This is a genomic window from Marinospirillum insulare DSM 21763 (genome assembly GCF_000686905.1).
In the GTDB taxonomy this organism is placed as follows: Bacteria; Pseudomonadota; Gammaproteobacteria; order Pseudomonadales; family Halomonadaceae; genus Marinospirillum; species Marinospirillum insulare.
The window spans coordinates 58,367-81,712 of the sequence record NZ_JMLW01000013.1; the positions used below are offsets into that span (position 1 = coordinate 58,367).

The window sequence follows — 23,346 nt, forward strand, 5'->3', positions numbered from 1 at the left end:
AGGATTTATTTCGTGGCAAAAAAGATACAAGCGATTCGTGGTATGAACGACCTGCTTCCAGAAGCAAGTCCACGCTGGCAGTATTTAGAAAAAACCGTCAGTAGTCTTTTAACTCGCTATGGCTATCAAGAAATTCGTATGCCAATAGTTGAGCAAACGGCACTATTTAAACGCTCTATAGGCGAAGTAACCGATATAGTCGAAAAAGAAATGTACACCTTTGAAGACCGTAACGGAGACAGCCTAACCCTGCGTCCAGAAGGTACTGCTGGCTGTGTACGTGCTGCTGAAGAACATGGCCTGCTTTATAATCAGCAGCAGCGCCTTTGGTATCAAGGCCCTATGTTTCGCCATGAGCGCCCACAAAAAGGTCGTTATCGCCAGTTTCATCAAATTGGTGTTGAAACCTTTGGCTTAAAAGGCCCAGACATAGATGCAGAGCTTATTTTATTAACGGTACGTTTATGGCGTGAGCTAGGCATTCTTGAACACCTTACCCTAGAGTTAAATACCCTAGGTAGTTCAGCAGCAAGAGCAGAATATCGCCAAGCACTAACCAGCTACCTTGAAGGCTTTTATAACGAACTAGATGAAGATAGCCAAAGACGTTTAAGCACTAACCCGCTTAGAGTTTTAGATTCTAAATCTGCTGCCACCCAAAAAATTCTAGAAAATGCACCTTTATTTGAAAGCTACCTAGATGACGAAAGTCGGCAACATTTTACCGGCCTTTGCCAGTTTTTAGATGCCGCAGGCGTTGCCTATAAACTTAACCCAATGTTAGTACGCGGCTTAGACTACTACAGCAAAACTGTATTTGAATGGACAACCACTGCACTGGGCTCACAAGGCACGGTTTGTGCAGGTGGACGTTATGACGCACTGGTAGAACAACTCGGTGGTAAAGCAACACCTGCCGTGGGTTTTGCTATGGGTGTTGAGCGCTTAATTCTTTTGCTAGAAACCTTGGATGTTTTTCCTGCAGAAATAAGCCAGCAGCTAGATATTTATTTAGCCGCATCGGGTGAAGGGGCAGATGCTTATGCCTTATTGCTAGCCGAGCGCTTACGCAGTGAGCAGCCTAGTTTAAGAATTTTAACTCACTGCGGTGGCGGTGGGTTTAAGCAGCAGATAAAACGTGCTGATAGATCAGGCGCTCAGGTAGCTATTTTGTTAGGAGAAAATGAAATAGCTCAAGGCATAGCCAGTGTTAAGTATTTAAGAGAAGACCAAGAGCAAAGTGAAGTAACGCTAAGCGACTTGGCCGGATTTTTACACCAGTATTTGCAAAGCCGCTGAGCTAAGTTAAGATAGCCCACATTTTGCAGATAAAAACCATCTAATAGGCTTATTTATGCATAGCGAAGAAGAACAACTAGAATCACTAAAAGAGTGGTGGAATAAAAACGGTAAATCACTGGTTGTAGGTGTGGTGGTTGCTGTAGCCGGTGTTGGTGGTTGGAAAGGTTGGGAAAGTTACCAGTTAAGCCAAGCTGAGAGCGCCTCACAACTTTACACAGAACTAAACCAAGTGGTTTTAAGTGATTCAGGCGATCAGCGTCAGCAACAAGCTGATGAGCTTATTAATCGTTTAACCAGTGAATTTGAAGGCAGCGTTTATTCTGATTACGCACGTTTGTTTGCGGCTCGTTTAGCCGTAGAGCGTGATGCCCTAGATGAAGCCCAAGCTCACTTGCGTGGTGCGCTAGAAAATACCAAGGTAGATGCCATCGAGTTGGTGGTACGTTTACGCTTGGCAAGAATTTTAAACTCGCAAGAAAAAGTTGAAGAAGCTTTAAGCTTGCTCGATGTTGCCGATGCAGGTGGTTTTACTGCAGATTTTCAATCTTTGCGTGGCGACCTACTCATGCTAAAAGGCGATGCACTACAAGCAAGAGAAGCTTATCAACGCGCTTTAGATGCTAGCCGTGCAACGGGTGATTCAACCCCCTTGGTTGAAATGAAGCTAGATTCGCTAGCAGCCCAAGAGGACGCTTAATGCCTAAAGCCCTTTTAAAAAAAAGCCTAGTTAAAGGGGCTAGTCTTGGCCTAGCTTTACTTTTAGCCGGTTGTAGCAGCTTACCCGAACCTCAATACCCGCCAGCAGATTTACCCAAAACCACGGGTAAACAACAACTAGTTAGCGAGTGGAAAGACCATTCAGGCTATGGTGAACGCTGGCGCGGCTATGAATTAATGCCTGCCTTAGATGGCGACCTTTTAGTTGCTGCCGATGCCCAAGGCTTAGTGCAGGCTTTTGATCTATCCATTAGTGGTTTCTTTAAGTCAGATTTGCTTTGGTCACAAGAGTTAGATCAAGGTGTGAGTGCTGGCTTAACACTGGCTGATGGTAACCTTTACCTTGCCACTCAAAATGGTGAACTCTTATCTCTTGATGCACGTACAGGTAACACTAACTGGCAAGTTAAACTTTCTAGTGAAGCCTTAACACCCGCTCAAGTAAAAGATAACTTATTGGTTGTTTTAGCTGCCGATGGTCAGTTAACTGCTTTAGATACAGTGACAGGTCGCCAGCTATGGACTTACGCTAGTGTAATGCCTTCACTGAGTTTGCGAGGTTCTTCTACCCCTAGTTTAACTAGTTTGCAAAGCTTTACCGGCTTAGCCAATGGCAAGCTGGTAGCCATCGACAATAACAATGGTCAGGTACGTTGGCAAAGCCGTATAGCCCAGCCTTCAGGCAGAACAGATATAGAGCGTTTGGTCGATGTTCGTGGTCAGGCAAAAGAAGCACAAGGTCTGCTGTTAGTGAATAGCTACCAAGGGCAAACTCATGCACTTGACCCTTTTACCGGGCGTAGTCGCTGGAGCCGTGACCTTTCTAGTTACCATGCCCCCGCTGTTTTAAATAACCAAGTATTTGTTGTAGATGAAGCTAGCCGTATTCATGCCTTAGATTTATACAGTGGCACAAGTCTTTGGACACAAGATGCCCTTTATGGTCGTGAGTTAACCGAGCCTGTGATACTAGAAAACAGTCTAGTGGTTGCAGATTATCAGGGTTATTTACACCTGTTAGACCCTAAAACTGGCGAAGTAACAGGCCGCAAAGGCTTTGACTTAGACGGTATTCGCGCCCTGCCAATAGTGAATAACAACCGCTTGCTGGTACACTCTATTCGTGGCCGCCTTGGGCTTTTCACCCTTAAGAAATAAACACCATGACTCCTGTAATTGCTTTAGTTGGCCGACCTAACGTTGGCAAATCTACCCTTTTTAATCGTTTAACTCGTAGCCGCGATGCTTTAGTTGCAGACTTTCCTGGGCTTACCCGAGATCGCCAGTATGGTGAAGGTAAGGTGGGCGGTCGTCCGTATATTGTTATCGACACTGGCGGTATTAGTGGTGACGAAGAAGGCATAGATGCCGAAATGGCGCGTCATTCGCTGCTGGCTATAGACGAAGCAGACCTAGTTTTGTTTATTGTTGATGCACGTTCTGGCATGACAGCAGCCGATGAAATGATTGCCAAGTACCTGCGTGAGCATAATAAAAAAGCATTCCTGGTGGTTAATAAAACCGATGGATTAGACGCTTTTAGTCATGCAGCTGAGTTTTATGCCTTAGGCATGAACACTGAACCCTTTATGATTGCGGCTGTGCATAACCGTGGTGTTAGCACCATGATTACCCAGCTGTTAGATAACTTGCTCGGCCCTAGGGATGAAGAAGATTTAGGGCCTAAAGAACCCGTTTGGGGTGAGGTGAACCTAGATGAACCTACACCTGAAGAACAAGACGCAGCGCTTGAGCAAGAAGCCCAAGAACATGCTGACCGACAATTAAAGTTTGGTATTATCGGCCGCCCGAATGTGGGTAAGTCGACTTTGGTTAACCGTATTCTAGGCGAAGAACGGGTGATAGTTTTTGACCTGCCCGGCACTACGCGAGATGCGATTACCATTCTTTTTGAGCGCAAAGGTAAGCCCTATACACTGGTAGATACTGCTGGTATTAGACGGCGTAAAAACGTCACCGAAATAGCCGAAAAATTCTCCATAGTAAAAACCCTACAAGCCATAAAAGAATGTAATGTGGCTGTGGTGGTGATTGATGGTCAAACAGGTTTAGTTGAACAAGACTTGCACCTGCTCAGTTTTGTTTTAGAGTCGGGTCGGGCTCTAGTTATTGCCGTTAATAAGTGGGATAACCTAGACCAAGAAAAGCGTGATCAAATTAAAAAAGACATCGACCGCCGTTTAGAATTTGTTGACTATGCAGACGTACATTATATTTCTGCCCTGCACGGTACAGGTGTTGGTGAGCTATTCCGCTCGGTAGAAAAAGCCTATAAGTCTGCTACCAGCCATTGGTCTACTAACCGTTTAACTACTCTGCTGCAAGATGTGGTTAGCGAACACCAGCCACCCATGATTCATGGTCGACGCATTAAATTACGCTACGCTCACCAGGGTGGCTTAAACCCACCCATTATAGTGGTGCATGGTAATCAAACCGCTGCTTTAACCACCAGCTATAAACGCTACCTAATGAATACCTTTCGTAAGGTATTAAAAGTAACGGGAACACCGCTAAGGTTTGAATTCCGAAGCGGTGAGAACCCTTATGCTACCGAAAAGCTAGATAGTCGTGAGGCTTCTAAAGCCAGGCAGTTAAAAATGACTAAAGAAGCACGTGCAGACCGTAAGCGTAAGCGCAAATAACTTAGAGTAAATCTAAACGCAGCTGAGCTGGGTCTTTAGGTGAAAGCAAGCCGGGCGGTACATCAAGCACGGTTTTTGCACCCACTTCACCAAGGCCAGCTAGCTTGTGTACAGCCCTTGCATAAGCAACCAATACACTGGCTGTAAATTCAGGGTTACTACCTAAAGCTAAAGAATATTCTATGGTTTGCTTGTTACCACTACCGGTAACACCACTACGAATAACAAAGCCACCATGCGGCATACTGCTATGGTCTTTTTCAAAGGTAGCTTGATCTATAAAATTCACTTCGGTGTCATAGTCAGCAAAATAATCGGGCATAGTGACTATGCTGGTGCGTACCGTTTCAGCATCGGCACCCTCATCTAAAACAATAAAGCATTGGCGTATATGCTTTTCACGCGTAGTTAACTCAGGTTGTTCACCCGCACGAACACGCTCAATTGCTGCTTCTGAGGGGAGGGTATATTGAACACCCGACTTAACACCTTCCACACGACGCACCGCATCGGAATGCCCTTGGCTTAAACCCTTGCCCCAGAAAGTATAGGTTTCACCTTCTGACAAAATGGTTTCGCCAAACATGCGATTTAAAGAGAAAAGACCTGGATCCCAACCGACTGAAAGCAAAGCTAGTTTGCCTGCTTTTTTAGCGGGTGCGTCTAGGGCAGCAAAATGCTCATTTACTTTGGCATGAGTATCAAAGCTATCCACGGTATTAAAGAACTGGGCTAAATAAGGGCCTTGCTCGGGTAAGTCTGAGCGAGAACCACCACAGAGAATCATTACGTCAACCTGGTCTTGAAACTGCTCAATATCGGCCATGGCATAAACAGGCACGTCTTTATTGAGAAGCTCAACAGTTACAGGGTCGCGGCGGCTAAAAACACCGACTAACTGCATGTCTGGGTTTTGCGCAAGCGCAGATTCAACACCCCGCCCCAAATTACCGTAACCGGCAATTGCCACTTTAATTTTGTTCGACATAAAGATTTTCCTTACTGATTAAAACTGATTGGTAGTACAAGTTATTGCACTCGCAAAACAGTTTAACAGTAAATGAGTAATTAAGTGATAAGCACCTATGACAGAGCGCTATTCTGGAGTTACAATCGACGAGTTTTTATCTACTAACTACTAGAAGTCATTTCTTATGGGTCGCGCATTTCAGAATCGTAAAGCTTCCATGGTCGAAACGGTCGCCACTAAAACTAAGGTCTATTCATGCTATGGCCGAGAAGTATATATGGCTGCTATAAGTGGAGTGGTTGATCCTACAGCTAACCTAACTTGCGTAGCTTAATAGAGCGCACCAAGAAAGACTAAGTAACTTCTCACGTGCTTAGTAAAGCAATCGATAAAGCCAAAGGTGGTGGGGTGAGGTGAAGATTTTCAACCCTCGTTATATGAAGGCATTGCTCTAGGCGGTTGCTTGGTTCTTGTTAGCGCCTTAACTTATAACGCCAGCCGTACTTTTGGTGATGTTCGTGTTATTTTTACCAAATGCAAAGCCAAATTAGGGAGCAAAAGTTCGGTTTTTTATATTTATAAGCAAATCTAATGTGATGAAGTATCACGTACTGTGATCTGGTTCATGGATAAAGAATTAATAATTTAATTAAATTGACATGCAGCATAAAATAAATAATAATTCAAAACCATTTGTTTTAATAAAAGCAAGGAGCAGGACATGAGTGACAAAAAAACACTACCAGTATTTTTAATGGCACTGTTTTTAGGTGGTTTGGGCATTCATAGGTTTTACGTTGGTAAAACTGGAGCTAGTGTTTCAATGCTTTTGACTTTGGGTAGTCTAGGTATTTGGACTTTGATCGATGTGATTATGATTGCTCTTGGTAAGTTTAGTGACAAAGAAAACAATAAAATAACTCAGTGGACTTAGCTTTTAATAAATAAAATTTAATAATTGCTGTCATGAGTGTTATTTGTTATAAGCTACCCGTATATGGGGTTTTTTGTTTTAAAAAACCTAAAAATTTTATTTTTTCAAAGTTTATTTCAATTTTGAAGTTCTCATAGCGCAGAATTAACCAGTAATATTCTATAATAGGAGTTTAAGTATCATGGCCTTTGATTACGGCAGCCAAAAACTAGAAATATCAAATCCATTTAAAATTGAAGGTAAAATTCAACTGCTAGCGGGATTTATTATTGCAGCCTTAGCTGTATATCCGCTTATTAATGTTGTAAGTTCATTAGAAACCAGTCCATTATTGGCCTGGGGGCAGGTAGGGTTAGGTTTATCTTTATTATTCTTAGGTTTTAGCACTATAGCAAAAGGTGGCTTAAAGGCTTTCCGGTTTTATGTGGGACGTTCAGCACCTTCATCTCTAGCTCAAAACTTTAGCCCAACAGAACAAGATAACTCGAAGGCAGAATCTAGTCGTGGATCTCTTGTTTATACAAGTGACAACCTTGAATCGATGTTAATGGCTCGTAAAAACTTAACCTACCAAGAACCACAGGGTTGGTTAGCTAGAATGGTTCATACGTTGATTCCTCGACTAATTTTTGCACCCTATCAGTTAAGAAATATCGTTCAAGAAATTTTTTCTGTACTAGCCTCATCAATTGTTGCTCTACTAGCTTTTGGGCTTGCCTTTTTTATTACAGCAACAGGTCTTGCTGGCGACGCGGGTGATGTGATTATTTCTTTTATGTCTATTTTTCTGGTTATTTACCTAATTTTAATTTGGCGTAATGCAAGTCGAAATATTAGCTCTAAAAATAATAAAGAGCTGCATGCAAAAACTGCAAAAGGTTTGAGCATGCTAGTCGCTTCTGCAATAGTTGTTCCAACATTGATTGGATTTGTTTACGAAAATTATATAGTTACAAATTTTGACACTGAGACTATTACTTTAATAGTTACTATGGGTGGTTATAGTGCAGGTTTGAATCTAGTTCTTTTACTTGTTGCTGCATTAATTGTTATGGTACCAACATTTGTTATGGTTAGGGAAAGGCTTAAATTAGCTAACCCTGTCACTGAGGTAAGTGAGTACCGTGATAATTTACAGGAACAAGTTCACCCTAACGAATTGTTTATTAATGTTGATAATATAATTATGGGGAATCGTCGTTATAAAGATACACCCAACCGTTTATATAAAGCACTAAAACCTACACTTAATGAGCAAAGCCAAGGTAAGGGTGCTTTTAAGGGTGAACTGCTTATTGAAACTCAACCAGAGTATAAGCCTTTTCACTACTCACCATTATTCAGAAAAATACGTTTCTTTAGCACATTGGGCGCACAAATTCTTACTGTTGTTAGTGCGCTATTAGGCATGTGGCTATTTTATACTGTTTCTAACCATTTATTAGCTGTTATCAACACAGAGAATAATGATGTTTTTAGCTTGGCTACTCTTGTTTTATCTTCTGGCGCAATAATTGTGACCTTACTATTTAGTTGGAGGACATTTGCTTCAGCTGGAAGACTGCTAAATCAGATCAGTCACTTGATGTGGGCTGAGTTACAGTTCAATAGTTTGTTGTTGTCATTTAAAGCAGAGGGTACTTTCATGGAGAGTAAAGTATCAACTGGTGCTGCAATCCATGACTCTACAAAATCAGAGAATACTGTTGTTAAATCATCGATAACGCCTTTGATTCTTAGCTCACGTATTACAACTTCAACTTATGCAATTCCTGGTGCACTTAATCTTGAGATGCCGCGTATTGTTCTTAACATGCATGCTAATGAATCAGAGCTGCAAGAAATTCTAGGTGAAATGAAAGGCTTCCTAGGCAGCAGAGAAACAATTGCAGGTATTCGCAATAAATCTGATCAAGATAGTATTCAGAATGTTCAGCAAATGAATCAAATTAGTAAGCAGGGCGGAAGCGCTAGCTTAGTTAGCCTAGCTGATGAATCTGTTGAGCGTATTGAAGATGTTGAAGCAGTTGTTTCAGAGGGAGCAGAAGATTTAAGCTCAGAAGCACAGTCTTAATACCAACTAACCTGGTCATTTAAATGACCAGGTTAGTTCTAAAGCTATCATAAACTAAGGCTCAGTTAACGCTATTGGCAGTAGGTTGTTTTCTTTTGCATACTTCTCAAGACGACCGTCGGTTTTAATAGCCTGTACAAAGGTGTTAACTCTTTCTAGCCACTCTGGCTGATCTTTTTTTATAGCGTAGGCGTATTGAATATGCGTAGTGGCTTCTTCAGGGGTTAACAGTTTTGCCCAGTCGTAAACCTGCAGCATTTTTTGCCCATAAGGGTAGTCAGCTATAAACACATCGGCTCGGCCAGAGCGCACTTCTATTTCACGTTGGCTATTTTTAATAACAGCCATTAGCTCAGCATTTTTTAGCCTTCCACGCATAACGCCTTCCATGTAAGTACCCTTTTGAACCACTACCACTACACCTGTTTGGTCCATGGCTTCCCAACTATCTAAATAAGGGTTAGCTTTGCTGGCAACGCCATACATGCCACTGCTTAAATAGGGTTCTGTGTAATCTATGTGGGCTTTGCGAGCTTCGGTAATACCCACGCCAAACATTGCTAGGTCACAGCGGTCCGCTTGAATGTCTTGCATAAAAACTCCAAAGTGGGTAGCAACGTATTCCAGCTCTACACCTAGGTCACTTGCGAAGGCTCGCGAAAGGTCTATATCTATACCTTCAAGTTCACCCGTTTTTTTATTTTTATAAGTAATAGAAAAATAGTCGGGCCATATACACACCCGCAGCTTGCCAGCTTCTTTGATGTTTTTCTCTCTTGCTGACATAGCAAAAGCCGACACAGGAATAAAAGAACTACCTAGAAGAAAAAATACCAAGCTATAGACTAGAATTAATAATGGCTTGGTTAGACTAAAGCTATGTTTTTCTTGCTGCTTCATGGAATACCTCTGCTTGAAACCTTGATAGATGTTAAGATAAAACCTAATTTTTTGCTGTTTTTATGGAATCAATTATACCTGTGCTACCTAATATATATGTTTTAATAAAAAATGCTGCTTTACGCCAAAAAGGTGTGTTTCTTACCGCATTTTTTATTGTGTTTTGCTTTTGGTTAGTCCTGCAACATACTGCGCAGCGAGGTGTAGAACGAAGCCTTGCCGAACAAAATACAAGTAATGCCGTTTTATTACATGCGCTTGAAGATACAGTTATTCGTTCTTTTCAATCAGTGAATAGCAGCATGCAGACAATTGCCGAAAGTCTGCAGCAATTAGAGTCGAGTAAAGCAATAAACCATTTATTGGCTGACCAACTGCGTATTTCTCCTCAGTTAAGAGCAATCGATTTACTTGATTCAGAAGGTAGTGTTATTGCTTCGGCAACCTCTGGCCTGGCTAGCAAGCTAGATTACCCTTGTGTGACAAGCCTTCAAAACGAGCCTTTGACTGAGTTTATTATTGAAACACCAAAAAAAGGTCGTTACCCCGATGATCCTTACGCAGAAGATTCAAAACACAGCTACCTACCTTTTTGTGTACCCGTAAGAAATGAGCAAGGGCAGTTATTAAGTCTGTTGGTGGCTTCAATTAATCCTCAATACTATTACAACCTTTTTTCAGCAATCACTGATTCCTTTGCCGCTAATATTCATTTGTACCGCTATGATGGTGAGCGGCTTTTAATAGCCAGTAAAATTGAACCCAACCCAGCGAAAGTGTTAGATCAAGTTAAGCAAAAAAGCTGGGGGCAGTATCGTGCTTCCATTGATGAAGTTAATTACCTAGTTAGTTACCGTTCTACTTCTTTGCTGCCATTAATTTTAGTTTTAGTGGCCGATGAAGAACAGGCGCTTGCCTCTTGGCGGCATGATGAAAAAATGATTCGCATATTTTTAATCGTTATTTCTTTTTTCACCATCTTTGTTGCTCTGGTTATAGTGGTGCTACAAGAAAAACGTAGGCTAGTGCAGGGGGACATACACCTACTGAGTACTGCTATTAGAAGTGCAGCTAATGCCATAGTGATTACCGACAAAAAAGGCGATATTCATTGGACAAACAATGCCTTTACGGATTTAACGGGTTATACCTTTGAAGAAGTAAAAGGTAAAAACCCCAGGGTTTTAAAGTCTGGCCATCAGTCTAAAGAGTTTTATAAAGACTTATGGGAAACCATTCTTGCTGGTGAAAGCTGGCGAGGAGAGCTGATTAATCGGCATAAAAAAGGTCAAACCCTAGTGGTTGATCAAACAGTAACGCCTATTTTAGATGATAAAAATAATATTGAGCATTTTATTGCTGTGCATGAAGATATAACGGCCCGTAAACATGCTGAAGAAAAAGCCCTCTACCTGGCTGATCATGACTCCTTAACTGACCTGCCTAATCGCCGTTATTTTGAGCGACACTTAAACCAGATATTTATCTATTCTGACCAGAAATCAGAAATAGCTGTTTTGTTTATCGATTTAGATCGCTTCAAGGACATTAACGATACCATGGGGCACGAAGCAGGTGATGCCTTACTTATTCACACCACGTCTAACCTGCAAAGCTTAATAAAAGAAAAACATCTTTTGGCACGCTTGGGTGGCGATGAGTTTGCAATTCTAGTTAAAAATGTCGCCAGTAAAAAGAAGCTCTCTAACTATGCCAGCAAGGTTGTTAGGGTGGTCACTAAGCCCTTTCACTATGGCGGTGCCACTTTCAATATTACCTGTAGCGTGGGTGTTGCTACTGGTGACGTAAACCTTTCTGATGCTTCACAAATGCTGCGTCAAGCAGATATGGCTATGTACCGTGCCAAACATGCAGGTAAAAACACTTATCGCTTTTTTGATGAAACAATGGATGCACTTATTAAAAGGCGTGTTTACCTTCAGCAGCAATTAGAAGTAGCCATTAAGTCTGATACTGCCTTTAGCTTGCGTTATCAACCCCAGGTAAATACCACTAATCATGAAGTTTATGGTGCTGAAGCTTTGATGCGTTGGGAAGTTACCAAAGACGAGTGGGTTTCGCCCTTTGAGTTTATTGCCTTAGCAGAAGAAACAGGTCAAATTATTGAAATTGGAATTTGGTTAATGAGAAACCTGTTTCAGCAGATGGCTGAATGGAATAAACGTGGTATTGAGTTTGGTAAAATATCCATGAATATTTCGGCTGTTCAGCTAGCTAGAGATGCCCTGGCAGAGCGGATGTTAAGCATGATGAATGACCATGCTATTCCTGCTGAGCAACTCTGTGTAGAAATAACAGAAACCACGCTAATGACTAATTCAGACAAGGTAATGGATAACCTTAAACAGTTAAAAAAAGCGGGCATTGCCTTATCTATTGATGATTTTGGTACGGGCTATTCCTCAATGAGCTACTTAAAAGCCATAGATGCCGACCATTTAAAAATAGACCGTAGCTTTATTATTGGTATAGGTGAGAAAGATTCAGATGAACACATTATTCGCGCCACTATCGCCTTGGCGCATAGCTTAAAGCTAGAAACCGTAGCAGAAGGTGTAGACAGCCCAGAACAGCTCGCTTTTCTTAAGGCGCTAGATTGCGACTACATTCAAGGCTATTACTTTTCTAAGCCTTTAATGGCTGACGATTTTGAGCAGTTTTTAGAGCAAGGTGCTAGTGACTAATTCGACAATACCCTTGAAAGAAAAGCTTGGGTACGTTCATTTTGTGCATTATCAAAAATTTCTTCTGGTGTGCCTTGTTCAACAATGCAGCCTTCGTGAATATAAATAACTCGGTCGGCTACTTCACGCGCAAAGCCCATTTCATGGGTAACGACTAGCATGGTCATACCCTCTTTTGCTAAGCCACGCATTACATCTAAAACCTCACCCACCATTTCAGGGTCTAGCGCAGAGGTGGGTTCATCAAACAGCATTAAGCGAGGTTCCATTGCTAAAGCTCTGGCAATAGCTACCCGCTGCTGCTGCCCACCAGAAAGCTGCTCTGGGTGTTTGTGTGCCTGGTTAGCAATGCCAACTCTTGCTAAGAGTTTGTCTGCTAGCTTAGCTGCATCTTGAGTGCTTTTATTTCTTACTTTTAATGGTGCCAGCATAATATTGCGTTGCACCGTTAAGTGAGGAAACAAATTAAACTGCTGGAACACCATGCCAACTTCTTTACGTATGCTATTCAGTGACTGCTGACTTTTGCCTTTAGGTTCTAGCTTAAAGGAATCAACTTCTAGTTGGCCGGCATCAAAATCTTCTAAGCCATTAATGCAGCGAATTAAAGTGGATTTACCCGACCCACTAGCACCAATAATAACCAGCACTTCACCTTGAGTTACTTGTAAGTCGATATCTTTAAGCACATGCAGCTGCCCAAAGTGCTTGTTAAGTTTTTGCATATTAACAATGTAAGACATGATTAACCCTTAAGCGGCAGACTGGCTGCGGTGTTCGTAAATTCTTAATAAAATTGAAAGCGACAGGGTGATGGCTAAATAAATAAGTGCTACCGCAAAGTAAACCTCAAAGGCAGTAAAAGTATTAGCTATATAAACCTGCCCCTGACGAACCAATTCACCAACGCCTATAACTGAAAATAAGGAAGTGTCTTTAATGCTAACAATGGCCTGGTTGCCTAGGGGTGGAATCATACGCCGAAAGGCTTGTGGCCAGGTGATATACCAAAAAGTTTGTACTTTAGTTAAGCCCAGTGAAACACCTGCCTCTTGCTGACCTTTAGCAATAGACTGCACACCACCGCGCACTACTTCAGAAATATAAGCACCCGAGTTAACGGCTATGGCAATAATGGCTGCTGTGACTGGGTCTATGGGTGCGCCGATTAAATCGGGTAAACCATAAAAGATAAACAGCACTTGAACTAAAATAGGCGTGCCACGAAAAATTTCTATATAAGCCGTAGCTGGCCAACGTAAATACCACTTTTTATTTAAGCTAAGTAGGCCAAACAAAATGCCCAATAAAAACCCTACAATTAAACCACCAAAAGAAATCATTAGGGTGTAAGGCAGGCCTTTTAAAAGAAAAGGAACAGAATTGTATGCTGCTTGCCAGTCAAATTGGAACTGGTTATCCACGTGAGTCGGCTCCGTTAATGATAAGAAAAGGCCGGATTAACCGGCCTTAATTGTGTTGGCTTTAAGTTAGGGCATAGTGCCAAACCATTTTTCATAAATGGTTTTGTAAGTGCCATCGGCTTTCATTCCTGCTAAAGCTTTATTCACTTTTTTAACCCAAGGGCTACCGCTCACTAAGGCTATACCATACTGCTGACCTTCATATAAAGGGCCAGTTACCTTGGTGCGGCCTTTACCTTTGGTGCTAGAAAAGTAACCCACATTAGGTGCATCATAAAAAACCGCATCTATAGCACCAGACATTAACGCCATGTACATATCTGAACTGCCAGGATAAGGCGTTACCGAGTTATCTTCACCTAATTCTTGAACCAAGAAATTATAACTGGTGCTACCAATTTTAGTCCCTACTTTTTTACCTTTAAGGTCTTGAATGGTTTCGACCTGGTCGTTATTAGAGCGAACCAAAATGCGTAAGCCAGAGTCATAGTAGGGGTCTGAAAAGTCGACTATTTTTTCACGCTCTTTGGTGATAGTAATACCCGCTAAGGCGATATCAGTATTGCGGGTTTGTAGGGCAGGAATAATACCGTTGAAATCCATGGTTTTAAGGTCGTATTCAAAGCCTGCACGCTTAGCAACTTCGGCTAGAATATCCATATCGAAACCTATCATTTCACCACTGGCTGGGTCCATCATTTCAAAGGGCACAAAGCTAGGGTCGGTTAATGCTTTTAAGGTGGCGGCATTCGCCAGGGTAGTAGCAAAGGTAAATGCAAGACCTAAACCGAGGGTTTTTATCCATTGGGTAGGCATGTTAGCTCCTTTTTAGAGGCGCTTAGCTAAGGGGTAGCTTAAGTTCTCTACTTTGTTATTTTTAAGAATCTGCCGAAACAGTCGTGCGAGTAAGATACTATGAAGGAGCAGCAGGTTAAAGGCTTAATCTTAAAAGCCTGCTAGTGGCTCTCGTAGTAGGTTCTTTTATTTGCATACATATTTTTATCTGCATGGCTTAGTAGGTCTTTGGCTGTGGTTCCATCTTCTGGAAAAGTTGCCGCTCCTTGACTTAAATGACTGGTTATTTCATGGCCTTGAATATGAAAAGGTGGTTGCATAGCTGCATTAATACGTTCCATGCTTTGTTCTAAATTTTGCTTGTTGTTAACCTGTGTTAGCAGCACAACAAACTCATCGCCACCCAGGCGTGCAAAGGTATCTGAGTCTCTAAAGAGGGGTTTAAGGCGCTCAGTTACTTGCTGCAATAAACTATCGCCCACCCCGTGACCATAGGTGTCGTTCACTTCTTTAAATTTATTGAGATCAAAAAACAGTAGAGTAAAAGAGGTGTTCTTTTCTTTAGCCTGAGCGACTGCCTGCTCTAAGCATTCATTTAATGCTGTTCGATTGAGTAGGCCGGTTAGGCTGTCGTGATGTGCTAGCTGCTGCATCTTTTTTTCCAGCGACTTACGGTAAGAAATATCGGTGAGCATGTTCAGTGTTGCTGATCTACCTTGCCAAACTATTGATACCCCACTTATTTCAATAGGGTAGCTATTACCGTTCTTCCGTAAGAATAAACTTTCATAGCGTTGTGGTGCTTTTTCACCTGCCAAACGGCGCTTATAGTTAGCTAGCATTGCATCCCTTGCTGAAGGGTGAATAAGCGGTAAAAAAGATGCTAAGGCTAGGAGTTCTTTTTCGTTATAGCCACTCATTTGACACATTCTGGGGTTAATGTATGCCAGCTTGGTATCTTGTACTACGGCAATACCCTCATGCGCTGTTTCAATAAGGTAACGAAAAGCGTTAGAGTCATCTTGTAGGCTTTTTAACAAAAGTGCTTGGCCTCTAAGCCTGGTGCGGTAATATTTTATTAAGTAAATTAGGGCCACAAAAATAGCCACTAGCACTAATAGATTAACCCACAGCAGAGCTGAGTTCGTTACCAGCTTAATATTGTTGTCCATAAGCAATCCCTGTTATAGATAAGTGTGCTTATATTCTCACTGTATCTGAGTGTAATCAGTATAAACAATTTGCTAATAACTACCTATAGGAATGTGGTATTAGAGGGTGGTGATGTGTAGTTTGCAGCCAAGGTTATGAGAATGAAGAATTTAAACCCCGCTAAAAGGTTTAAATTGGTGGGGTTGTTGTTACGCTTACTTTGCTTAGACGGTACTTTTGTAGCCGGCTGCTGGGCTTGTCAGGGATGGTCATTTCAATATAAGCAAGATTAAGCAGGGCTTTCACTTGTTTATTTAATTCACCGGATACACTCTTATGCCCTAACAAACTTGCCAGTTCAGACTTGCTAAGTGGCTCATTTTGCAAGAGCAGCATAATTTTAGCTGCCAATGCTGACTCTAGCCGTAACTCTAGCTGTGACTCTAGCCGTTGGCTGAGTGCTTGTTTATCGGTTGGTGTTAATGCTTCTGAAATTTGAGAGCTTAATGTTTCAGCAATAATACCCAGCATAAACTCCACAAAAGGAGCGCTGTCAGTTTGCTCGGTGCTAGCAGAAATGGCGCGATAGTATCCTGCTTGGTACGCAAAAACTAAAGACTCAATAGGTAAGTTGGCAAAGAGTGGATTCCACTTAGCTAAAATTAGACTTTGCCAGAGCCGCCCCATACGACCATTGCCATCGGCAAAAGGATGAATAAACTCAAATTCATAGTGAAAGACTGCACTAGCTATGAGTGGATGGTGGTCGGTAGCTTTCAGCCAAGCAAATAAATCAGCCATTAGTCGCGGCACTTGGTTTGCAGGAGGTGCTAGGTGTACTACTTGCGAACCGCTCATAACGCCAACGCCACCACTTCTATAGTTACCTAGTTCGTCTACCAGGCCTAACATTAATACTTGATGAGCTTCTAATAAGTCAGCTTCGCTTTGAGGGTTGTACTTATCAAACTTTTCGTAAACGGCTAGAGCATTTTTTACTTCTAGCACTTCCCGTGGAGGAGCAATAACAGGTTTGCCTTCTAGAACAGCGGTTATTTGATCAACACTTAAACTGTTACCTTCAATAGCTAACGATCCTTGAATAGTGCGGATTTTATTTGCGCGGCGTAATCCTAGTGTCTGAGCTTGGTTTTCACGCTCAGCAACACGCCCTAACTGCTCGCTTATAGAAGCGATTAGGTTTAACATTTTGGCTGTAATGGTTAAGGGCGGCGCGTATTTACTCATGGTGTTTTCTAACTACTGTAAAATGCAAAAAGCCATTAAAAGTATCTACTTGAGCTTGACCAGTATATGGCTACCTAAATAACCTTCAGTAACCTCGGTGTGATTTCTTCGTACCTTATAATACCTTCAATTTTATCAAGACCTGCTGCGATGGGGTTGTTGGTTTTCATAAGCTGACTGAAAGGAATAATTATTTTGTTCCTAACGTCTTCAGGGCTATTTAGGCTGGTTAGTTTTAGTGAGTAAGTCCAACACTGGTCTGTCCAATCTTCTGCATCAGTACCCCAGCTAACTAAAAAATTATCTTGAATTTCTAACTCTGTATCTTCTACTAAATCTAAACTCATATACTCGTCTTCTGCGATGTTGGTCGGAACATTCCACAAAGAAATATGAGCTAATGGTTCTAGATTGTTTGCTTGGGGGTGTGTCATACCATCCGAGTCTAACGAAACTTGAATGTTGATATAGCTTTGAGCCGATTGCTTCCTTTTACCTTTTTTAATCGGAAGAACAATTGCGTATAAATTGAATAAGAAAGTTGAGTCATCAAGATTTGATTCCTCGTACCAGTTTCCGTGAACTTGTGCATCGCAGCCTAGTTGGTTTTGTTCTATCTCACTGTTAACTTCTGCTTGGATCATATCCATCAAAGCGTTGATTTCTTTTCCAGCTTGGCTGAGGAGCTTTGCGCTTTGGTGTATTGCTTCACCCATTGATTTTGACATGGTGTTTATCCTTAAATTAATAATCTGAGCTAATGAGCCCATTCCAAAAAAGGGGTTGTTGATTTGTATCAAAAGTCGTTGAAGGGTAGCTGAGGTAATTGAATCCCTTGAATCTACGTATTCCAAGCCGATCCAGGGTGTTTACAACAAGCTCTGGCCAAACGCCAAATGTAGTGTCCATGTCATCAAAAACACCCATCAGTTCATACCAGCTAATCTCTATTAACCTCTCTTTCCATGGGTCTTTGCCTGGGCATGATCTTGCAGCTTGTGCAGCACTTGTTTCTGGCGCTATAAACAAATGGAAAGCATTATTTCTTTCATCATCAGAAATGCAGTATTCCCATTGGCGATGTAATTGGTCATTCCCACTTAGTGGGGCACGCCATTTCAGTTCTACAATTAGTTTAAATATTGTGCCATCTGCCCATCGTAGCTCTACGAACATATCAGGCTCTATGGTTCGACCTGGCTCCGCAGAAAATTTAGGCCAAAACCCTATATGTGCAGAGTCAGGTAATGATGAGGTGTAATTGGGTGCTTTCATTTCAATGAGTAGCAGGTGCCAAAATAGAGCAACAGTTTTTTCTGGCATGAACTGAAGAGGGCCAAGCAGTAGGGATGTAAGCTCATCTTCCTCAAATACCTTACCTTCCGTCCCATCTCTAGCACCAAGGTACCTGAGGTGTATGGTGCTTTTTTTCTGACTAATTGCTTGCAACATTGTTATTCCTTAACAAGTTTCAGAGTGATTGGTGGTGTGTAATTAGTGTAGCCACGTACCAGATACTAGTACATTGCACTAAAATCTAAAACTTATAGTTTTTTAAAAACGTGAAATATTAAATTTGGGCACAGTTTGGGCACATTTTGGGCACAGGACGTATTTAGGCAAGAATATGCCACTTTTGAATGCTTGGTTGTTTGCCCAGAATATAACTAAAGGGCTGTTTGCTTTTGGTTAGATTCAGAAAGATCTTAAAGCAATAACAAAATAGCCTTAAGGTCATGGTTGGTAGGTAAGGGATTTCTAAAGCCTTTAAGGGTTGATGCTTAAAGGCTTTTAAGAAGTGTTGCTAGAAGGTGGGGAAGTTAGTGACCTTAGGGTAAGGCTTGAAACACTGAATTTCAGGCATAAAAAAAGGCAGACTAAGTTAATAATCTGCCTTCTAAAATTTGGTAGCGGGGGCTGGATTTGGTTATGAGAATGACCCAGTAGCGACATTTTAAAAGTCGCTAAAAGCCGCTAGATGGCGATAATGTATAGAATAGCGGCATTGGGAGCGAAATCTGAAAGAACCTGCGAAGCTCTTTAATATCCATTAAAGTCATACAGGACCGTCACAGTATTTATTTTTAAAAATTAAAATAAATGACCTTAAGGCTTAATTTTCGGTTTTTTGGAGCAGGAAAGGTTCAGGCAGCTTTTGTAAGAGTGCCTTAGATGAAAGTATTTGCTTGCTTTCTAATATCTCGACAAGAGTAAGCTTCCTAGTTTTTCTTATCTCAATTTAGCTTTATCAGTTTTTTTGTACCTAATTCACTTAAACGGTACTTTTGTAGTCGGCTGCTGGGCTTGTCAGGGATGGTCATTTCAATATAAGCAAGATTAAGCAGGGCTTTCACTTGTTTATTTAATTCACCGGATACGCTTTTATGCCCTAACAAACTTGCCAGCTCAGATTTGCTAAGTGGCTCATTTTGCAAGAGCAGCATAATTTTAGCTGCCAAAGCTGACTCTAGCCGCAACCCTAGCTGTGACTCTAACTGTTGGCTGAGTGCTTGTTTATCGGCTGGTGTTGATACTTCTGAAATTTGTGAGCTTAAAGTTTCAGCAATAATAGCCAGCATAAACTCCACAAAAGGAGCGCTATCATTTTGCTCGGTGCTAGCAGAAATGGCGCGATAATATCCTGTTTGGTGCGTAAAAACTAAAGACTCAATAGGTAGGTTGGCAAAGAGTGGATTCCACTTAGCTAAAATTAGGCTTTGCCAGAGCTGCCCCATACGACCATTGCCACCGGCAAAAGGATGAATAAACTCAAATTCATAATGAAAGACTGCACTGGCTATGAGTGGGTGATAATCTGTAGCTTGCAGCCAAGTAAACAAATCAGCCATTAGTCGCGGCACTTGGTACACAAAGCCAGATTAAATATCCAGTTCGAGCCAGCTTGCCTGGTGAGATTCCTCACGATATTACGTACTAACGGATTGGGCACGCAAAAACGGGGGTGGCGTTCGCAAAGATGTGCTTTTGATCAGGTGCAAGCTCAGGCAGTTAAAATGTCCGCGGTTAGCCCAGATACCAAGCTGACATTGTGCTTTCAGCAAACTGAACTGACTTTGCCTTTGTCAGTTGATCCTCGCTGGCTTGCTGGTTTAATAAAAACACTAGCGGCATGAAGATGTTTGTTGAGCCGCTGGCCATTTATTTGCATAAGCAGCCGGTGGATTTTCGCAAAAGCATCGACGGGTTGAGCATGCCATTAAACCTTTTGTGATCGGAAGGAAAAACTGGCTCTTCTCCAATACCCGAAGTGGTGCCCATGCCAGTGCATTTTGAAGTTGATGAAATACCTCATATTGTGAGATGGCTCATGGTTTGACAAAATTGTTTTTAATAAATTTGACAAGCAGTATTAAATCAACAACAATTCTTATCCGCCTATAAAGGCGTGATATATAAGAGATTTTCATCTTTTTCTTAATAAGGTTTTTTAAGTAACTTTAGGGAAATAAACTATGCTTGCCCTTATTGCATCGCCTCTTCTTGTAATAATTGCTACGGCTTTTTTTGTTAGCGTTACAGTGTTAATTTATTCCCCTGTTATAGTTCCTTTGTTTTTTTTATTAGATTGGTTATATGCATCTGGCTATATACCTTGGGATCAATGGCGTATTTTATATACAGTGCTTTTTTTATACGTTAGCTTTATTTTATTGCATGGTATCGCAGATAACTTATTTGGATTCACTTATCGTCAAATATCACAAGACGACAACATAGAAGAAGCGACACCTGACAATGAAAATCTAGCATGGCTTTACAATGCTTTTAAGCAGGTAAAAGAGCAGTTTCCAAGTGAGAAAAAAGCACGTGTTTTTTACTGCTCAGAAGGTCAAGTTAATGCAATTGCATTTCGTGATTTAAGACATAAGGGCGTTATGATTTATGGTGGACTTCTTAAAAAAATCATAGATAAAAACACAGAAGATGCATCTTTTCTTGCCATTAAAGGCATTTTAGCCCATGAATTGTCTCACCTGACAAATTGGGATTTTCTGAGTATGCAGTACCGTCAAGCATTGGCTAAACAGTTTGCATTTCACATGAAAATTAGAGATCAAGTATATGCAACACTTCATCAAGTGCTCCCTCTTATTTTAATCGTGGGTTTATTTGTTCGTTGGGCAATGGTTATCTTATATAACCTCTCAAGTGTTGTTATTAATGGCATAATTTCAATTTATAAGCGTTTAGATGCTGCAATTAGTCGTTCAATTGAATTTCGATGCGATAGACAGGCTGCAAAGGCAGTGGGATGGCAGTCTATATTTTTGGGATTAAATAGCCTTCCAATAAACTCAAGAAGCACTTTGTTTGATAGCCATCCCGATGGAGTATCTCGCCTTCTTTATGTTCACAGGAGGGGCGGTGAAAAATCAAGTCAGCAGCATATTAGTGGAAGTATAGTCGCTAGAATTACTGCTTTAATGCTTTACCCTATTTTGTTTCTTTTAGCTTGGTGGTTAGGTGAAGTTGCTGAAGTTCTTCCACAAGGCTATTTTTTGCCGGTTTACCAACTATTACTTGTTTACTTGCATGCAGTTCCCGGTTTTACATTTGTTACAGAATTTTTAATATCAACTTGGGACTACCTCGTTGGAAGTGTAGCTTTTATTTTAAATTGGGGTCAGCAGGATAGTAGTTATTTATGGTTGTGGACTCAAGTTCAATCCATGAGTATTTGGGGCTTGGCTTTAAGCTTTCATGACAACTTATTATCTAATGTTTATAGACTTTATGAGATATTTATTGTGCATATCAATAATTGGACAAATTGGAGTTTAAGTTCTAACAATTTTTTTATAAAATGGCTACCTTTTACTAGTACAATTCTTTTAGAGTTAGTGATGGTTAGACTACTTCTTAATTCCTTAATGTTAATTAAGAAAATACTAGCTTCGATTAATGAAAAGTTTTTTTTAATTCGCTTCACAATTGCGACAAGAGTTTTTAGAAAAAAATCAGCACCCGAGTTGGATGACTTGTTAATAACTGCTTTTAATGAACGAAACTATTCGGCTATTTTGCGCTTGGTTAGAAAGGGTGCACACCCAGCTAGGGTTAAACTAACTACAGGTCATACGTTATCTCAACATCTAAAAAGTAATGGTGACCCCCTTGCTAGTAGTATTGCACGCTTAATGCCTAAAGAATAAGATTGTGAGAATCAAGAGTGTTATTGTTGAGTTTTCAATGATGTGCTCCATAGAAGTTAGGAGCACATCGTGTGATATACAATTAGTAAAGCTCTTATTTATAATTTTGATATTCTTGTTGAACTAATGTTTCTAAGTGTTTATTGAGGTTTTTCCTGTCTTTTAGATGATCTTTTGATTTAGGTATTATTTTATAATAAGCGTATATTGAAAAAGCTACTAAATAAATAGACCATGTAATTAAACCAAAGCCTTTGCTACCCACCAAGAACATTAAAATTTCATATAATGTTAACAATATAAATGGAATCGTAATCAAAAGTTCCAGAGCGCTTGGTTTTACTCCAAGATCTAGAAGACGAATTAATGAATCAGCGTTTTGAAATAACCAATGCTTTTTAGATGAATGATTTACTAGTGCTGATCTATAGCCATCATTCTCATCTTTAAGACCGCAGAATATGAGGCTTATTTTTTGACCTTCACGGATAGGAATGTCTTCATTGATTAGCGTAAAACTAAATTCATTACCATCTTCTTCTTTGAGCCAAATCTCATGTTTTGTTACAACATCTGAACTAACCGTAGGGCCACTAACTCTTGCGCCGTGTCGGTCAGTACTTGCGCTACCTCCACTAGATGAAATGTGAGTTTCTGAGTGCTTGCTTTGGCTTAACACCTCTCCCGATCTGGTGAAGAACGTCAAGTTTTTTCCCCAAATTTTAAATTTTTCATTAGCTACCTCTTTATTTAAAAAATTATTTGAACTGGTATTAAACCACTGAATTATAACTTAACCAACAGGCTTTCTGAGTTGTGGTTGTATTTAACTCGATATCACCTTAGGCATTAACTCTGAGTGCAACACCCGATCTGCTTTTAGTTAATTTATTTTAATAGACGCCCTATAAAAATAAATGTTAAAGATAGCACATTTTTAATGTCCTGGATTCAACTCTCAAGTGCAACTCATTAAACTAGGATTGGATGGCAAGCTGCTGTAGCATCTTATGCTTTTCAATCGACCAAGAATGAGAAGCAAACATGAGACACTACACACAGCTCACCAGAGAGCAACGATACCAAATATCTGCCCTGCTTGATAACAATTTAACCCAAACTGAGATCGCTAAAACGCTTGGTGTTCACAAATCAACCATTAGTCGAGAGCTTAAACGTAATACAGGCAAACGTGGATATCGGCCTAAACAGGCTCACGAATTTACCGAAGAAAGGATCAAACAACGCTCAAAAAAACGCTTTATTGAGCCTATTTGGGGTGTTG

General features: G+C 40.9%; 20 protein-coding genes and 2 pseudogenes. 11 read left to right on the plus strand and 11 right to left on the minus strand.

What is annotated here, in order from left to right; genetic code table 11:
* Positions 1-12: 12 nt before the first annotated feature.
* From hisS to der, 4 genes are read left to right on the plus strand one after another with little or no spacing between them, the layout of a single operon-like run.
* The gene (gene hisS, locus BP27_RS0106915) at positions 13-1,299 is read left to right on the plus strand and encodes a histidine--tRNA ligase (protein WP_027850928.1); all 1,287 of its coding nucleotides are present in this window, start codon (positions 13-15) and stop codon (positions 1,297-1,299) included.
* Positions 1,300-1,354: 55 nt separating this feature from the next.
* Positions 1,355-1,999, plus strand: coding sequence for a YfgM family protein (locus tag BP27_RS0106920; protein ID WP_027850929.1), 645 nt, complete (start codon positions 1,355-1,357; stop codon positions 1,997-1,999).
* Entirely contained in the window at positions 1,999-3,177 is a 1,179-nt protein-coding gene (bamB, locus tag BP27_RS15545) for an outer membrane protein assembly factor BamB (RefSeq protein ID WP_036239649.1), read from the plus strand. Before BP27_RS0106920 ends, bamB begins: the two co-directional genes overlap by 1 nt.
* 5 nt (positions 3,178-3,182) lie before the next feature.
* Positions 3,183-4,685: a ribosome biogenesis GTPase Der gene (gene der, locus BP27_RS0106930; protein ID WP_027850930.1), complete on the plus strand. Its 1,503-nt coding sequence runs from the start codon at positions 3,183-3,185 to the stop codon at positions 4,683-4,685.
* Position 4,686: 1 nt separating this feature from the next.
* Here the strand turns inward: der and BP27_RS0106935 are convergent, their stop codons facing one another.
* Entirely contained in the window at positions 4,687-5,673 is a 987-nt protein-coding gene (locus tag BP27_RS0106935) for a diaminopimelate dehydrogenase (protein ID WP_027850931.1), read from the minus strand.
* A 424-nt stretch (positions 5,674-6,097) separates the two neighbouring features.
* On the opposite strand from BP27_RS0106935, the pseudogene BP27_RS17385 reads away from it, so the two are divergent.
* The 3 genes and pseudogenes from BP27_RS17385 to BP27_RS0106950 all read left to right on the plus strand — a co-directional run.
* Positions 6,098-6,247 (plus strand): annotated as a pseudogene (locus BP27_RS17385) (YebC/PmpR family DNA-binding transcriptional regulator); the annotation flags it as partial.
* 129 nt (positions 6,248-6,376) lie between these two features.
* A complete protein-coding gene (locus tag BP27_RS0106945; RefSeq protein WP_027850932.1) occupies positions 6,377-6,589 on the plus strand; it encodes a TM2 domain-containing protein in 213 nt (70 codons plus the stop codon).
* A gap of 181 nt (positions 6,590-6,770) precedes the next feature.
* Positions 6,771-8,663 (plus strand): hypothetical protein, encoded by a 1,893-nt coding sequence (locus BP27_RS0106950; RefSeq protein ID WP_027850933.1) that lies wholly within the window; start codon positions 6,771-6,773, stop codon positions 8,661-8,663.
* A gap of 54 nt (positions 8,664-8,717) precedes the next feature.
* Here BP27_RS0106950 and BP27_RS0106955 read toward each other — a convergent pair whose 3' ends face one another.
* The gene (locus BP27_RS0106955) at positions 8,718-9,563 is read right to left on the minus strand and encodes an ABC transporter substrate-binding protein (protein ID WP_051610427.1); all 846 of its coding nucleotides are present in this window, start codon (positions 9,561-9,563) and stop codon (positions 8,718-8,720) included.
* Between the two features lie 80 nt (positions 9,564-9,643).
* On the opposite strand from BP27_RS0106955, the gene BP27_RS16730 reads away from it, so the two are divergent.
* The gene (locus tag BP27_RS16730) at positions 9,644-12,268 is read left to right on the plus strand and encodes a bifunctional diguanylate cyclase/phosphodiesterase (protein WP_211251296.1); all 2,625 of its coding nucleotides are present in this window, start codon (positions 9,644-9,646) and stop codon (positions 12,266-12,268) included.
* Here BP27_RS16730 and BP27_RS0106965 read toward each other — a convergent pair.
* The 8 genes from BP27_RS0106965 to BP27_RS15565 form a co-directional block, all read right to left on the minus strand.
* Positions 12,265-13,011, minus strand: coding sequence for an amino acid ABC transporter ATP-binding protein (locus BP27_RS0106965; RefSeq protein WP_027850935.1), 747 nt, complete (start codon positions 13,009-13,011; stop codon positions 12,265-12,267). The genes BP27_RS16730 and BP27_RS0106965 overlap by 4 nt on opposite strands.
* A 9-nt stretch (positions 13,012-13,020) precedes the next feature.
* Positions 13,021-13,692, minus strand: coding sequence for an amino acid ABC transporter permease (locus BP27_RS0106970; RefSeq protein ID WP_027850936.1), 672 nt, complete (start codon positions 13,690-13,692; stop codon positions 13,021-13,023).
* A gap of 66 nt (positions 13,693-13,758) precedes the next feature.
* Positions 13,759-14,508, minus strand: coding sequence for a transporter substrate-binding domain-containing protein (locus BP27_RS0106975; protein WP_036239651.1), 750 nt, complete (start codon positions 14,506-14,508; stop codon positions 13,759-13,761).
* A gap of 140 nt (positions 14,509-14,648) precedes the next feature.
* Positions 14,649-15,659, minus strand: a complete 1,011-nt coding sequence (locus BP27_RS16735; protein ID WP_051610429.1) for a sensor domain-containing diguanylate cyclase — start codon at positions 15,657-15,659, stop codon at positions 14,649-14,651.
* Positions 15,660-15,828: 169 nt separating this feature from the next.
* The gene (locus tag BP27_RS0106985) at positions 15,829-16,887 is read right to left on the minus strand and encodes a Fic family protein (protein WP_027850938.1); all 1,059 of its coding nucleotides are present in this window, start codon (positions 16,885-16,887) and stop codon (positions 15,829-15,831) included.
* Positions 16,888-16,961: 74 nt separating this feature from the next.
* Entirely contained in the window at positions 16,962-17,615 is a 654-nt protein-coding gene (locus BP27_RS0106990; protein ID WP_027850939.1) for a hypothetical protein, read from the minus strand.
* Positions 17,616-17,631: 16 nt separating this feature from the next.
* On the minus strand, positions 17,632-18,339 hold the full coding sequence (locus BP27_RS0106995; protein ID WP_027850940.1) for a hypothetical protein: 708 nt from the start codon (positions 18,337-18,339) through the stop codon (positions 17,632-17,634).
* A gap of 782 nt (positions 18,340-19,121) precedes the next feature.
* Positions 19,122-19,757: a Fic family protein gene (locus BP27_RS15565; RefSeq protein ID WP_342665792.1), complete on the minus strand. Its 636-nt coding sequence runs from the start codon at positions 19,755-19,757 to the stop codon at positions 19,122-19,124.
* A 331-nt stretch (positions 19,758-20,088) separates the two neighbouring features.
* On the opposite strand from BP27_RS15565, the pseudogene BP27_RS17105 reads away from it, so the two are divergent.
* Both BP27_RS17105 and BP27_RS0107010 read left to right on the plus strand, forming a co-directional pair.
* A pseudogene (locus BP27_RS17105) lies at positions 20,089-20,175 on the plus strand (IS66 family transposase); the annotation flags it as partial.
* 185 nt (positions 20,176-20,360) lie between these two features.
* Complete coding sequence (locus BP27_RS0107010) at positions 20,361-22,061, plus strand: M48 family metalloprotease (RefSeq protein WP_027850942.1); 1,701 nt, start codon at positions 20,361-20,363, stop codon at positions 22,059-22,061.
* 94 nt (positions 22,062-22,155) lie between these two features.
* Here BP27_RS0107010 and BP27_RS16740 read toward each other — a convergent pair whose 3' ends face one another.
* On the minus strand, positions 22,156-22,767 hold the full coding sequence (locus tag BP27_RS16740) for a hypothetical protein (protein WP_051610431.1): 612 nt from the start codon (positions 22,765-22,767) through the stop codon (positions 22,156-22,158).
* Between the two features lie 338 nt (positions 22,768-23,105).
* Between BP27_RS16740 and BP27_RS0107020 the strand changes: the two genes are divergently transcribed.
* The coding region (locus BP27_RS0107020; protein ID WP_027850944.1) for a helix-turn-helix domain-containing protein at positions 23,106-23,346 on the plus strand (241 nt) is incomplete at its 3' end.

Coding starts and splice junctions, on each gene's coding strand:
- der (WP_027850930.1), top strand. CDS start 3,183: ATGACTCCTGTAATTGCTTTAGTTGGCCGACCTAACGTTGGCAAATCT.
- BP27_RS0106985 (WP_027850938.1), bottom strand. CDS start 16,887: ATGAGTAAATACGCGCCGCCCTTAACCATTACAGCCAAAATGTTAAAC.
- BP27_RS0106955 (WP_051610427.1), bottom strand. CDS start 9,563: ATGAAGCAGCAAGAAAAACATAGCTTTAGTCTAACCAAGCCATTATTA.
- BP27_RS0106920 (WP_027850929.1), top strand. CDS start 1,355: ATGCATAGCGAAGAAGAACAACTAGAATCACTAAAAGAGTGGTGGAAT.
- bamB (WP_036239649.1), top strand. CDS start 1,999: ATGCCTAAAGCCCTTTTAAAAAAAAGCCTAGTTAAAGGGGCTAGTCTT.
- BP27_RS0106950 (WP_027850933.1), top strand. CDS start 6,771: ATGGCCTTTGATTACGGCAGCCAAAAACTAGAAATATCAAATCCATTT.
- BP27_RS0107010 (WP_027850942.1), top strand. CDS start 20,361: ATGCTTGCCCTTATTGCATCGCCTCTTCTTGTAATAATTGCTACGGCT.
- BP27_RS16735 (WP_051610429.1), bottom strand. CDS start 15,659: ATGGACAACAATATTAAGCTGGTAACGAACTCAGCTCTGCTGTGGGTT.
- BP27_RS0106965 (WP_027850935.1), bottom strand. CDS start 13,011: ATGTCTTACATTGTTAATATGCAAAAACTTAACAAGCACTTTGGGCAG.
- BP27_RS0106935 (WP_027850931.1), bottom strand. CDS start 5,673: ATGTCGAACAAAATTAAAGTGGCAATTGCCGGTTACGGTAATTTGGGG.
- BP27_RS0106995 (WP_027850940.1), bottom strand. CDS start 18,339: ATGTTGCAAGCAATTAGTCAGAAAAAAAGCACCATACACCTCAGGTAC.
- BP27_RS0106945 (WP_027850932.1), top strand. CDS start 6,377: ATGAGTGACAAAAAAACACTACCAGTATTTTTAATGGCACTGTTTTTA.
- BP27_RS0106990 (WP_027850939.1), bottom strand. CDS start 17,615: ATGTCAAAATCAATGGGTGAAGCAATACACCAAAGCGCAAAGCTCCTC.
- BP27_RS0106975 (WP_036239651.1), bottom strand. CDS start 14,508: ATGCCTACCCAATGGATAAAAACCCTCGGTTTAGGTCTTGCATTTACC.